The 12,236-nt window shown below is 65.9% G+C and carries 13 protein-coding genes; 11 read left to right on the plus strand and 2 right to left on the minus strand.

Features of this window, described 5'->3' with window-relative positions; genetic code table 11:
• Nucleotides 1–1,066: penicillin-binding protein activator (locus VFB18_RS13485; protein ID WP_324976258.1), on the minus strand; the 1,066-nt coding region annotated here is incomplete at its 3' end.
• 238 nt (nucleotides 1,067–1,304) lie between these two features.
• Here VFB18_RS13485 and rsmI point away from each other — a divergent pair.
• From rsmI to VFB18_RS13520, 7 genes are all read left to right on the plus strand, one after another.
• On the plus strand, nucleotides 1,305–2,240 hold the full coding sequence (rsmI, locus tag VFB18_RS13490) for a 16S rRNA (cytidine(1402)-2'-O)-methyltransferase (protein ID WP_324976261.1): 936 nt from the start codon (nucleotides 1,305–1,307) through the stop codon (nucleotides 2,238–2,240).
• Nucleotides 2,241–2,242: 2 nt separating this feature from the next.
• Nucleotides 2,243–2,602 (plus strand): YraN family protein, encoded by a 360-nt coding sequence (locus VFB18_RS13495; RefSeq protein ID WP_324976264.1) that lies wholly within the window; start codon nucleotides 2,243–2,245, stop codon nucleotides 2,600–2,602.
• 80 nt (nucleotides 2,603–2,682) lie between these two features.
• Entirely contained in the window at nucleotides 2,683–3,246 is a 564-nt protein-coding gene (locus VFB18_RS13500; RefSeq protein ID WP_324976266.1) for a hypothetical protein, read from the plus strand.
• A gap of 21 nt (nucleotides 3,247–3,267) precedes the next feature.
• Nucleotides 3,268–3,816 (plus strand): hypothetical protein, encoded by a 549-nt coding sequence (locus VFB18_RS13505; protein ID WP_324976269.1) that lies wholly within the window; start codon nucleotides 3,268–3,270, stop codon nucleotides 3,814–3,816.
• A 7-nt stretch (nucleotides 3,817–3,823) separates the two neighbouring features.
• A complete protein-coding gene (locus tag VFB18_RS13510) occupies nucleotides 3,824–4,048 on the plus strand; it encodes a helix-turn-helix transcriptional regulator (RefSeq protein ID WP_324976273.1) in 225 nt (74 codons plus the stop codon).
• 80 nt (nucleotides 4,049–4,128) lie between these two features.
• Nucleotides 4,129–5,094: a glutathione synthase gene (gene gshB / locus VFB18_RS13515; protein ID WP_324976275.1), complete on the plus strand. Its 966-nt coding sequence runs from the start codon at nucleotides 4,129–4,131 to the stop codon at nucleotides 5,092–5,094.
• Nucleotides 5,091–5,621: an ester cyclase gene (locus tag VFB18_RS13520; RefSeq protein WP_324976277.1), complete on the plus strand. Its 531-nt coding sequence runs from the start codon at nucleotides 5,091–5,093 to the stop codon at nucleotides 5,619–5,621. Before gshB ends, VFB18_RS13520 begins: the two co-directional genes overlap by 4 nt.
• Before the next feature lie 8 nt (nucleotides 5,622–5,629).
• On the opposite strand, the gene VFB18_RS13525 is transcribed toward VFB18_RS13520, so the two are convergent.
• Nucleotides 5,630–6,073, minus strand: coding sequence for a 2TM domain-containing protein (locus tag VFB18_RS13525; protein ID WP_324976279.1), 444 nt, complete (start codon nucleotides 6,071–6,073; stop codon nucleotides 5,630–5,632).
• Nucleotides 6,074–6,227: 154 nt separating this feature from the next.
• Between VFB18_RS13525 and VFB18_RS13530 the strand changes: the two genes are divergently transcribed.
• The 4 genes from VFB18_RS13530 to VFB18_RS13545 all read left to right on the plus strand — a co-directional run bounded on the left by VFB18_RS13530 (nucleotide 6,228) and on the right by VFB18_RS13545 (nucleotide 12,221).
• On the plus strand, nucleotides 6,228–7,763 hold the full coding sequence (locus VFB18_RS13530; protein ID WP_324976282.1) for a YifB family Mg chelatase-like AAA ATPase: 1,536 nt from the start codon (nucleotides 6,228–6,230) through the stop codon (nucleotides 7,761–7,763).
• Between the two features lie 93 nt (nucleotides 7,764–7,856).
• Complete coding sequence (locus tag VFB18_RS13535; protein WP_324976285.1) at nucleotides 7,857–8,552, plus strand: MgtC/SapB family protein; 696 nt, start codon at nucleotides 7,857–7,859, stop codon at nucleotides 8,550–8,552.
• A gap of 96 nt (nucleotides 8,553–8,648) precedes the next feature.
• On the plus strand, nucleotides 8,649–11,054 hold the full coding sequence (locus tag VFB18_RS13540) for an ATP-binding protein (RefSeq protein ID WP_324976288.1): 2,406 nt from the start codon (nucleotides 8,649–8,651) through the stop codon (nucleotides 11,052–11,054).
• A gap of 234 nt (nucleotides 11,055–11,288) precedes the next feature.
• Complete coding sequence (locus VFB18_RS13545) at nucleotides 11,289–12,221, plus strand: GNAT family N-acetyltransferase (protein ID WP_324976291.1); 933 nt, start codon at nucleotides 11,289–11,291, stop codon at nucleotides 12,219–12,221.
• Nucleotides 12,222–12,236 lie beyond the last annotated feature (15 nt).

The raw sequence follows: 12,236 nt of genomic DNA on the forward strand, positions 1-12,236 counted from the left end.
CGCGCTCGCAGGTGCCGTCGGGCAGGAGCCGGAACAGACCATCGACGCCGGCAAAGCCGGTCGATCGCGTGAGCTGCGCCTGCGAATAGCGCTCGCCCGGCGGATTCTGCGACAACGACACGGCGAGGCTCACCGCATCGTAAGCGAGGCTCGCCAGCCGCGGCGGCGCGGCGCCATAGGTCTTGGCGTAACGCTGGGTGAAATTCGCCCAGCCCTTGGGGTCAGGCGCGGGGTACCAGCCGCCGACCAAAGCCTTCTCGGCGCCGATATTGGGATAGTCCCACTGCCCCGTACCGAGGAGCTGCACGCGCGTGCTCGTAAGATCGTTCGAGGCGAGGACCGGAGCGAGCGACGGCAACTCTTCGCGTCCCGCGGGCACGAACACCGCGTCGATCGGCTGGCCGCCCCTGATCGCATTGGCGACCTGGCGAACGGGACCGACCATGCCGTTCGGGTCCTTGGGCGGGAACGGCGCGTTGACCGCAATCCGGCCGCCGCCCGCAGACACCGCGCTCCCGAATGAGGCTTCGACGACGCGGCCGTAGGCCGACTGCGGCACGAGCTCGGCGAAGGTGCGCTTGCCGCGCGACTGCGCGAAGGAGACGATGCGCGGCACGTCGCGGCCGGCGAGGAAGCTCAAGAGATAGACGCCGCCGCCCGCGACCTTCTCGTCGCTCGAAAATGCAATCACCGGGATATTGGCTTGGCGCGCGACGGGCGCCACCGCCTCGACCTCCTGGGCGAAGAGCGGGCCCAGGATCAGTTCGGCCCCTTCATGGATGGCGGCTTCCGCCGCCGCACGCGCACCGCCCGGTGTTCCTTGGGTGTCCTTCGGCACGAGTACGACGTTCGGATTGTCGAAGTCGAACAGCGCTAGCTCGGCCGCCTGCTTCAGCGCCTTGGCCACGGCTTGGGTCGAGCCGCCGGCGCCGATCGGAAGCAGCACGGCGACCTTCACCGAGGTGCCGGCCGTGCCGGTGATGCTCGGGCCGGTCGGGAAACCGGGGGTGCCGCCGCCACAGGATGCGCCGAGCATTGCCACTGCCATCGCGAGCACGAGTCTCATGGCACAACGCCAGCGACCGATGCCGAGTGGAAGCCGCATGTGATCTCTTTTGCTCCGGGCGGCGAATCTCTTCGCGCCGGCCTTGGCCCGCGCGGTTGCAGCGACCAACCCCGACCGCACCGGCTCGAGGCCGCTTCGCCTCGAGGCCGAACCTTGCCCGCAACTATGGCCCAAACGTGATGGACGAAGCGCGACTATATCACGTAACGTTTGCCCGCCTAGAGCGGGCTTCGGTCACGTGCAAGACGAGCATGACGAGAACCGGGACGAGGCGGCGTTCGGCCGCATAGTCGCGCGCGCGGGCGAAGCCCTCTCCGAGCTGATGGCGCGGCCGCTCGAGCCCGGCCTCTATCTCGTCGCGACACCGATCGGCAACCTCGCCGATATCTCGCTCCGAGCGCTCGCCGTGCTCGCGCGCGCCGATGTCATCGCGGCGGAGGACACGCGCCACTCGAAGAAGCTTCTGTCGCATTTCGCCATCTCAGCCGAGATGACCGCCTATCACGAGCACAACGCCGAGCGCGAGCGGCCGAAGCTGATCGCGCGGCTCCGCGCCGGGGAAAGCATCGCGCTCATTTCGGACGCCGGCACGCCGCTCATCTCCGATCCCGGCTACAAGCTCGTGCGCGAGGCGCTCGATGCCGGGATCGCGGTGAGAAGCATCCCCGGAGCGTCGGCCGTGCTCGCCGCGCTCACAAGCTCGGGACTTCCAACCGACACCTTCCTGTTCGCCGGCTTCCTGCCGCCGAAGCAGGCGGCCCGCCGGAACCGGCTCGAACAAGTGAAGACAGCGCCGGCGACGCTCATCTTCTTCGAGACCGGCCCGCGACTTGGCGCGAGCCTCACCGACATGGCAGTCGTGCTCGGCCCGCGCGCGGCGGTGATCGCACGCGAGCTGACCAAGCTGCACGAGACCATCAGCCGCGGCTCGCTCGACAAACTCGCTGCCGAGGCGGAAGCAAGCGGCATGCTCAAAGGCGAGTTCGTCGTCGTGGTCGGGCCGCCCGAGGCCGAGGAGACCGACGTCAGCGACGCGAAGATCGTCGAGCAGCTTGAGAAGGCCCTCAATCTCGAAAGCTTTCGCGACGCCGTGCGGAGCGTGGCCGAGGTGCTGCAAGTCCCGCGCTCGCGCGTCTACGAGATCGGGCTCAAGCTGAAGCGCACGGACGGCTAGCCATGCGTGCCGAGCGGGCGAGAGCTTATCGCCGCGGTCTGTTCGCCGAGGCGCTTGCTGCGCTTCTTCTCCGCCTCAAAGGCCACCGCATCGTGGCGAGGCGCTACAAGACACCCGTCGGCGAAATCGACCTCGTGGCGCTCAAAGGCAGACGGCTCGCCTTCATCGAGGTCAAGCGGCGCAAGACGGCGGAAGACGCCGCCTGGACTCTTCCGGCTAAGCAGAGGCGGAGGATCGTGCGCGCCGCGCAATATTGGCTCGCCGGCCACCCCGCCTATGCCGGCCACGACATCGCCTTTGACGTGGTGCTCGCCGCGCCCTGGACCTTCCCCCGCTACATCGCCAACGCATTTCCTCTGTGACTGCCGAAATTTTAATCGTTTGACGAAAAATTATTTCTGTTTTACAGAAAGACGCGACGCTATCGGAGTGTTCGCTCGCCATGCGATTGTGTGTTCTGGCGTTGCTGCTTCTGGTCGGCTGCACGCAGATGCCGGTCTCCAGCATGCTGAAGCTGCGGGAGGTCCGGTTCGAAACGTCTGACATTTCCGCGCTCAGAGCCGGCGTCGCATTCCCGAAAGGCCTGCGTCCCCTCCGCGGCACGGCCAGGCTTGCGATCGAGGTCGAGCCGGGCGATGGGTCCCGGCTCGTGCACTCATTCCGGTTACAAGAACTTGGCGGCGCCGATGCGCTCGCGCTCGCCAATGAAGCTGGCACCGAAAACGTTGTGGCTTATGGGATCACCCCCAGCGACCAACTGGCGCTGCAGAGCTTCCGCAGCGAGGTGCTAGCCGCCCGCGCCAAGGCCGAAGGCAGACCAGCATTAAGGCTGTCCGTCGCCGCCGACGCCTGCCGGAGCAGTGCCCTTCCCGACGGCGCAATCTTCTTCAGCACCTATCTCAAGACGAACGAGACGGGGCGCTTTGTGACGCTCGCGCGCGGTATCGATCTGCGCGCACTAGCTGGCGACCGAGCGGAGAGCAAGATCGGACCTTGCCCTGAATGATGTCGAAGCAAAGAGGAACCCATGCCACTCGCGCCGTTCCAAATCAAACTCTCGCGCATTGAGCGCTTCAGCCGCGCAGCGGCAGGCGCGCTCTTCCTTGTCTTGATCGCGACCCCGATCTTCATCGCAATCTATGCCTTCTGGTTTTCACCCGCGCTTGCTCATCACCCGTGGATCGTATCGCTCGGCGCCGAGCCGAAACCTCTGACATTTCGCTTTTCGCTAGCGGCCTTCGCGGTCTTGCTTGTCGCGACCGCACCACTGCTCTACGCGATCGACGCCGCGCGGGGATTGTTTTGGGGCTATGCGCACGGGCACATTTTTACCACCGACGCGGCACGCAAGTTTCGCCATATCGGCACAGGTCTTATCGCGCAGACAGCAATGCAGCCGATCGGGGGCGTCCTGTTGTCACTCCTCCTTTCGGCAGCTGGCAACGCGCACGGACTCGCCGTCAGTTTCGGTCCGGACCAAATCTGGCTCCTGTTGTTCGGCCTCATCTTCTTCGGCATCGGCAAGGTTATGTTCGCCGCGGCGCTCCTTGCCGAGGATCATGAGCAGATAGTGTGAGGAGACTATGCCGATCGTGGTTACGCTCGATCTTATGCTCGCGCGGCGCAAAATGAAGGCGAAGGATCTGGCTGCCTTTGTCGGCATTACTGAATCGAATCTGTCTCTGCTGCGGACGGGCAAGGTGAGAGGTGTCCGCTTCGAGACGTTGATGAAAATTTGTCAGGCGCTCGACTGCCAGCCGGGCGATATCCTGACTTACGTCCCGGGAGCGGATGGAGAGCAGGACTGAGATCCGCGTCCGTCGCGGGGAGTGCGTAATGACATTAGGGAGATGGCGCACGAGCCGCGACTCCGCCTATAAGGAGCGCCATGGCACTCAAGGTCGCCTTCCAGATGGACCCCATCGAGCGCATCGATATCAGGGGCGATTCGACCTTCGCGCTCCTGCTCGAGGCGCAATGGCGCGGGCATGACGTGTTCTATTACACGCCGGGAAATCTTTCGCTGGTCAACGGCAGGCTGCTCGCGCAGGGCCATAGCCTCACGGTCGAGGACCGCCCCGGCGATCACTACCGGCTCGCACACCCCCGCACCGTTGATCTTGCGGAGTTCGACGTGGTCCATCTTCGCCAGGACCCGCCGTTCGACATGGCCTACATCACCACCACGCATCTCCTGGAGCGCCTTCAGCCCAAGACGATCGTGGTCAACGATCCCGGGGCCGTGCGCAACGCGCCCGAGAAGGTGTTCGTGCTCGACTTTCTCGATCTGATGCCGCCGACCCTCGTCACGCGCTCGCCCGAGCAGATCAAAGCCTTCCGTGAAGAGCACAAGGACATCGTGGTGAAGCCGCTCTACGGGAATGGCGGCGCCGCCGTGTTCCACGTGCCACCCGAGGACAAGAATCTCAATTCGCTGGTCGAGCTGCTCGGCATGACCTTCCGCGAGCCGATCATGGTGCAGCGCTACGTGCCGGCGGTGCGCAAAGGCGACAAGCGCATCATTCTCGTCGACGGGGAGTTCGCGGGCGCCATCAATCGCGTGCCGGCGCCTGACGAGAGCCGCTCCAACCTCCATGTCGGCGGCACGGCGAAGCCGACCACGCTCACGAAGCGCGACAAGGAGATCTGCGCGCGGCTCGGGCCCGAGCTGAAGAAGCGCGGACTGATCTTCACCGGGATCGATGTGATCGGAGACTACCTCACCGAGATCAATGTCACCTCGCCGACCGGCATCAGGCAGATCGCAGCGTTCGGCGGACCGGACATCGCCGCCATGATCTGGGACGTGGTGGAGAAGAAGGTTTCGGCGCAAAGGCGCAAGGGGACGGCGTGACGAGCTTCGACCCCAAAGGGCTCGGCGCCAAGTTCGACGCCCATTGCGACGCCGAGTTCAACACGCGCGACATCGAGGCGACCATGGCGACGATGGGCGACACCCCGCTTGTGACGCACGTTCCCACCATGACGGGCGGCTACGGCTACGACGCGGTCCGGCGTTTCTACTCGAGCTACTTCATCGGGCGCGTGCCGGATGACTGGCACGTCGAGCTCATTTCGCGCACGGTTGGCGAGAACCAGCTCATCGATGAGGTGATGATCTCCTTCACCCACAACTGCGACATGCCGGCGATCCTGCCGGGTGTGAAGCCGACGGGACGCAAGGTCGTGATCCCGTTCGTGGTCGTGGTCGGCTTCGAGGGCGCCAAGGTCGCCTTCGAGCGCATCTATTGGGATCAGGCGAGCATGCTGGTCCAACTCGGGCTGCTCGACAAAACAGGTCTCCCGGTCACTGGCGCTGAACAGTCTGCGCGCCTGCTCGATCCGAGCCTTCCCTCAAACACGCTGATCCCGAAGGCCTGAATCAGATTTCAGTGCTTCGGTTTTGGTTTTCGCGGTGCGCGCTTACGTGGCGGCGGTGCCTGAGCCATCGTCCTCCTCCTGATGAGAGCGCACCAGCCGTGGAAGGCGACGCCGATTCCCCAGCCGAGCGCGACCCAATAGAACCACCAGACCTTGGGCGTGAGCGTGCGGTTCACGTAAAAGAGCACGAGCACGACCGCGACATAGGCGAAGAGATGCACGGCAAAGGCGCGCGACTTCCGGTCGATGAAGATGCGCTCGCGCCGGCGCGTCTTGCGCAAGAGAAGCGCGAAGGCGTGGGTCGCGACGGCGACGCCCCAGCCGATCAGCACCCAGGGCCACCACAGCATTGCGGGGAGGAGCCAAAGATTGAGGCCGGCGCAAATCGCCACGATCGCGACATAGGCCGCGAGATGGCCGACGAAAATGCGCATCGCGAGGTCCTTGGTCATGCGGTCTCCTGCCTGGCCGTCTTTGCCGAGGGTAACGCAACTCTGCGACGGCCAATGCCCTGCTTCTTGTTCTTGGGAGGATGTTCTCTGATTGTTCTTGCGGGCCGCTTTGCCTTCGGCTAGAGTAAAACGGTTGCGCACGGGGGCTTTACCGATGTTCGCGCGAGTGACGACGGTTGCGTTCGAGGGAATCGAGGCGCGCGCCGTCGACGTCCAGGTGCAGATCGGGCCGGGAATGCCCGCCTTCGCCATCGTCGGCCTCCCCGACAAGGCCGTCGCCGAAAGCCGCGAGCGGGTGCGCGGCGCGCTGAACGCGATCGGGCTTGGGCTTCCGCCGAAGCGCATCACCGTCAATCTTGCGCCGGCCGACCTCCCCAAGGAGGGGAGCCACTACGATCTTCCCATCGCGCTCGGATTAATGGCGGCGACGGGCGCGATCGCGCGCGATGCGATCGAAGGGTTCTGCGTGCTCGGCGAGCTTGCGCTGGACGGATCAATCGCGGGCGTCGCCGGCGCGCTTCCCGCCGCGATCGGCGCGAACGCCCTCGGCAAGGGACTGATCTGCCCGGCCGCGTGCGGGGCGGAAGCGGCGTGGGCGGCCGCCGACATGCCGATCCTCGCGCCGTCGGACCTCCTCGTTCTCGTAAACCACTTCAAGGGGCTCCAGACTTTGCGGCGCCCTGAGCCCAATCCCGACCCCGGTGACGAGGCGATGCCCGACCTCAAGGATATCAAGGGCCAGGAGACGGCGAAGCGCGCGCTCGAGGTGGCGGCGGCCGGCGGCCACAATCTCTTGATGATCGGGCCGCCCGGCGCCGGCAAGTCGATGCTGGCAAGGCGCCTGCCCTCGATCCTTCCACCGCTCGAACCGGCCGAGATGCTCGAGGTGAGCATGATCCGGAGCTTGGCCGGAGACCTTGCCGGCGGGCGCATCGGCCGCGCCCGGCCCTTCCGCGCCCCGCATCATTCGGCGAGCATGGCGGCGCTCGTCGGCGGCGGCACGCGCCCGCGCCCCGGCGAAGCGGCGCTTGCCCATCTCGGCGTGCTCTTCCTCGACGAGCTGCCCGAGTTCAACCCGCAAGTGCTCGATGCGCTGCGACAGCCGCTCGAGACGGGCGAAACGGTGATCGCACGGGCGAACCACCGCATCGCCTACCCCTCGCGCATCCAGCTCGTCGCGGCGATGAATCCCTGCCGCTGCGGGCGGGCAGGCGAGCCCGGCTATGTCTGCCGCCAGGGCAGGTCGTGCGCCGAGCGCTACCAGGCGCGCATCTCGGGCCCGCTGCTCGATCGCATCGATCTCCAGATCGAGGTGCCGGCCGTCTCCGCCGCGGATCTCGTCCTGCCGCAAGCTTCGGAGGGTAGCGCGGAGGTGCGCGCGCGCGTCGCTCTCGCGCGCCAGATCCAGTCCGAGCGCTACGCGGCACTCGGCTGCCAGCGCATCCGCACCAACGCCGAATGCGACGGCACGCTGCTCGAGGAGGTCGCTTCGCCCGAGCCTGCGGGGCTCGCGCTGTTGCGCGAGGCGGCGGACGCGCTTGCGCTCAGCGCACGCGGCTATCACCGCACGCTTCGAGTCGCCCGCACGCTTGCCGATCTCGACGGCGCCGCGCAGGTCGGCCGCATCCATGTGGCGGAAGCCTTGAGCTATCGCGGCGAGGCGCTGCGGCGCGCCCAGGCCGCCGCCTAACAGCCCCGCCGGAACTTTCGCATCCGAAACAAAATCGGCGGGCGCGAGTTGGTCCGCGTGCCTCCGCTGCGCGCGCCCCTGCGGAGATCGAATGTGACTCAGGATCTTCTCGACATTGCGCTCAGGCTCGCCGCAGCTTTCCTTTCTGGAGCCTTGATCGGAGCGGAACGCAGCTTCCACGGCCGCCCCGCCGGCTCACGTACGCATGCGCTCGTCTGCCTCGGCGCGGCGATGCTCATGCTCATCCCCATCTATCAGGCGAGCTGGCTCGGCATCCCCGTTGACAACAACTTCAGCACCAATGCGAGCCGCATGGCGCAGGGTATCATGACCGGCATCGGCTTTCTCGGCGCCGGCGTCATCTTCAAGCAGGGCTTCTTCACGGTGCGCGGACTGACCACCGCCGCCTCGATGTGGTTCACGGCGGCGCTCGGCATCCTTTACGGTGTCGGGTTCTATTATCCGGCCATGCTGGCGACCGCCGCCGCGCTCGCTACGCTCGCGATCTTGCGCATCATCGAGTGGCGCGTCCCGCGCCAATCGTTCGCGCGGCTCTCGCTCAGCTTCGCCAAGGGCCACGTCATGGACGAAGACGAGTTGCGGCACATCCTCTCCAACCTCGGCTTCGTCGTGCATCAGGCGGATTACCGGCTGGCCGACGCGGGCGCTTCCTTCGAATACAAGTTCGTGGTGAGCACATTCGGGGAAACGAAAATGCGCGAACTTGCCGGCAGGCTTAGCGCAAGACCCGACATTGTCAGCTTCCATCTCTCGCCCACGGCCGACTAGTCCATTAACCCTAAAGCCTTTTTCAAGCTTTCTCTGCTTGGGTGCCGCTAAAAGCGAAGCGCCGGCAACGCCCGGCTAAAAGACGAGTGGCGTCAGGTGGAGCGGAACGAGAAGCTGACGCGCGCTATGGCGCGCGGCTTGAGCACGCGGCCGGTTGCGCGCGGCCTCGGTCTTGCCGTGCATTTTGCGCTGGGGCTCGTCTGCGACCGTTCCGGCGCCCTCCGTTATCGCGTCGCGCTCGGTCTGTTTGCGCTATCGCTGATCGCACTCTCGTTCGCGACGCTTGGACCTGGTCCGACACTTCTCCTCGTTCCGCTTATCCTCGCCGCCGCCGCGCTCGTCGAGTTTCTTGCCGCGCGGCGCGAGAGAAGCGACGCAGAGCGGCTCAAGGCGCTCGCCGGCAGGCTCGATGCCAGCCTCGAATCGCTCAAGGATCTGCAATGGGAAGTGCGCGAGCGCGAGGCTCGCTATCGCGACCTCCTCGACCATCAGGGCGACGTCATTCTCCGCCGCGACGCAAGCGGGCGCCTCACCTTCGTCAACGACGCCTTCTGCCGGACCTTCGGTCTGTTGCGCGAGGCGGCCCTCGGCCAGGTGTTCAGCCTTCCCTTTGCAAAAGCGGAATCCCAAGGCGATCGCCAAGGGGCGGAGACCGGTCCCGCGGCCGAAGGCGATGGGCGGCAGCGCCGGGTGGTCGAGCTTGCAACCCTATCGGGCCCTCGCTGGTTTACCTGGGAGGACTTCACCATCCTCGACGGGGAGGGGCGGGTGAGCGAAATCCAGAGCGTCGGCCGGGACATCACCGAGCAGCGAGCTTCGGAGCTTGCGCTCGCGGTCGCACGCGACCAGGCAATGGAGGCGAGCAAGGCTAAGTCGCGCTTCCTCGCTTCGATGAGCCACGAGATCCGGACGCCGATGAATGGCATCCTCGGCATGACCGGACTCCTGCTCGACACCGAGCTCTCGCCCGAACAGCGCACCTACGCGCGCGCCATCTCGACCTCGGCCAAGACGCTGCTCGCGCTGATCGACGAGGTGCTCGATTTCTCCAAGATCGAGGCCGGCAAAATCGAATTGCGGGCGGCGCCGTTCGAGATCGCCGACGCGGCGCAGAGCGTGGTCGAGCTGCTCGCCCCGCGCGGCCGCGACAAGGGGCTCGAAATCGGCTGGTTCGCCTCGCCCGACCTGCCGCGTACCGTCATCGGCGACGAGATGCGCGTGCGGCAGATTCTGATGAACCTTTTGGGCAATGCCATCAAGTTCACCGAGCGTGGCGGCGTGGCGCTCGTACTCGAGCCTACGCCTGCGGCAGCGCGCTCCGGTGGCAAAGTGGGGCAGACGATGCTGCGCTTCGCGGTGAGCGACACAGGGCCTGGCGTTCCTTCCGATGCAATCGAGCGCATCTTCGCGGAGTTCGAACAGGCCGATTCAGGCCCCGCGCGCCGCCACGGCGGCACCGGGCTCGGGCTCGCCATTTCGAAGCGCCTCATCGACGAAATGGGGGGACGCATCAGCGTTGCGAGCGTACCCGGAGCGGGCTCGACTTTCACCGTCGATCTCCCCTTCACGACGGCCCAAGAGTGCGCGCGGCTCGGCGATTTCTGGCCGAAGCCCGCCTCGGGCCTGAAGGTTTTGCTCGTCCTCGACGGCTCGGTCGAATCGGCGCTGATCGCCGATCTCCTGGTCGCCATGGGGGCCTCGGTCGCACGCGTGAAGCTCAAGGATGCTGGGCGCATCGCGGAAGGCGCTTCCGCGTCGGGGATGCCCTTCGCCGCGCTCTTGACCGACCGAACGTCGGTCGCGGCCGGCGCCGCGCGTCTTCTTCCCCTGCTGCACGGCAAGGGAGGCGATGGGGCTTTCCCGCGCGCGGTCGTGATCATCGATCCGGCCGAGCGCAGCGACATCCCGTCGTTCCGCGCCGCTGGCTTCAACGGCTATCTCGTCCGGCCCGTGCGGCCGCTCTCGCTCCTGACCCAGCTTTTCGGCGAACGCGAGCTTGCACCTGAGCCGGCGACTGCCCGGTCGGCAAGCTGCATCCCGCGCGCCCCCGAAGCCAGGGACGCGGGCGTTTCGATACTTCTTGCCGAAGACAACGACATCAACGCGCTGCTCGCCTCGACCGTACTCGAGAAATCCGGGGCGCGCGTGGTCAGGGCGCGAAACGGCGCCGAGGCCGTCGCCAAGGCGCGCAACGAGCTTGCCCAAGGCAAAGGCTTCGACCTCGTGTTCATGGATATTCATATGCCCGACATGGACGGCGTCGAGGCCGCCGGACGCATCAGGGAGCTTTATCCGGACGGCTCCCGCGCCGGTCAGGGGCGCCCGCCCATCGTCGCGTTGACCGCCAACGCCTTTGCTGAAGACCGGGCTGCTTATCTTGCCGCCGGACTCGACGACTATCTCGCCAAGCCCTTCGAGGCCGCCGACCTCGCTTTGCTGTTCGCGCGTTGGAGGGTGACGAAAGGCGAGGCGGATCAAGACACTGGTCTTGGCGCCGCCTGAGCTGCGGGACGGCGTGCAAAGCCCAAGCTGTGCGTTCTCCCCAAACTGTCACATAGGCTTCGAATTGGTTTGCTAACCGGCTAGCGTTATGGCCGAATCGGGTTCAGTGCCCGCGGGCAAGGTTGCATCGGTCGCCCGCGGGTCGATCCGGAGCGCGCATCCTCGAACCGGGACAAGTTTATGCCGATGAAGCCAGCCTCAGGACGGTTTGCAGGCAGATTTCGGGGCGGTGGGATGTTTCCGGGACTGATGTTCAAGCCGGGGCGCGGAAACGGCCTTCGCTTCGTCGGCAGGGGACTTGCAGCTGGCGCCTTCGGCAAGCGCTTCCAGCCGCCCAAGATCTACGGCCGGCTCGGCTCGCTCGAGGTCAGGCTGGCACGCAAGAAGAGCGAGATCAGGCGCGCCCAAAGGCTCCGCTACAAAGTGTTCTACGAGGAGATGTCGGCCATCCCCGGAGCGCTCGCCATGCTGTCGCGGCGCGACGAGGATTCCTACGACGCGGTGTTCGACCATCTGCTCGTGATCGACCGCGGCGATGCTGGCGACGGGCGCCGCTGGCGACCGTCGAAAGTCGTGGGGACCTATCGCATGCTGCGTCAGGAGGTAGCCGACCTCAACGACGGCTTTTACACCCAAGGCGAATACGACATCGCTCCCCTGCTCGCCGCCAAGACCGACTATAGCTTCCTGGAGCTCGGCCGGTCCTGCGTGCTCAAGCCCTACCGCAACAAACGCACCCTCGAACTACTGTGGCAAGGCGTATGGTCCTATGTACGCGAGCACGGCGCGGACGTGATGATCGGCTGCGCGAGCTTCGAGGGCACCGACCCCAAGGCGCATGAAGAGGCGCTGAGCTTCCTCTACCACACGGCGCTTGCCCCTGAGGACTGGCGCGTGCAAGCGCATGCACATCTCCGCGTCGACATGAACATGATGCCGCGCGAGCGGATCAACGCGCGTAGAGCTCTCAAGGGTCTCCCCCCGCTGATCAAGGGCTATCTCAGGCTCGGCGCCTTCGTCGGCGATGGCGCCGTTATCGACCGCCAGTTCGGCACCACCGACGTGCTCATCATCCTCCCCGTCGAGGCGATCAGGACCCGCTACTTTGCCCATTTCGGCGCGCCCGATGAGGCGGCGCAAGCTGACGCCCTCGAATTCGTCAACTAAGGAGCCCAAGCCGCT

The organism is Methyloceanibacter sp., assembly GCF_035650995.1.
Lineage (GTDB): Bacteria > Pseudomonadota > Alphaproteobacteria > Rhizobiales > Methyloligellaceae > Methyloceanibacter.

Coding starts and splice junctions, on each gene's coding strand:
- VFB18_RS13500 (WP_324976266.1), top strand. CDS start 2,683: ATGCGATTGTGTGTTCTGGCGTTGCTGCTTCTGGTCGGCTGCACGCAG.
- VFB18_RS13495 (WP_324976264.1), top strand. CDS start 2,243: ATGCGTGCCGAGCGGGCGAGAGCTTATCGCCGCGGTCTGTTCGCCGAG.
- VFB18_RS13510 (WP_324976273.1), top strand. CDS start 3,824: ATGCCGATCGTGGTTACGCTCGATCTTATGCTCGCGCGGCGCAAAATG.
- VFB18_RS13545 (WP_324976291.1), top strand. CDS start 11,289: ATGTTTCCGGGACTGATGTTCAAGCCGGGGCGCGGAAACGGCCTTCGC.
- VFB18_RS13505 (WP_324976269.1), top strand. CDS start 3,268: ATGCCACTCGCGCCGTTCCAAATCAAACTCTCGCGCATTGAGCGCTTC.
- VFB18_RS13525 (WP_324976279.1), bottom strand. CDS start 6,073: ATGACCAAGGACCTCGCGATGCGCATTTTCGTCGGCCATCTCGCGGCC.
- gshB (WP_324976275.1), top strand. CDS start 4,129: ATGGCACTCAAGGTCGCCTTCCAGATGGACCCCATCGAGCGCATCGAT.
- VFB18_RS13530 (WP_324976282.1), top strand. CDS start 6,228: ATGTTCGCGCGAGTGACGACGGTTGCGTTCGAGGGAATCGAGGCGCGC.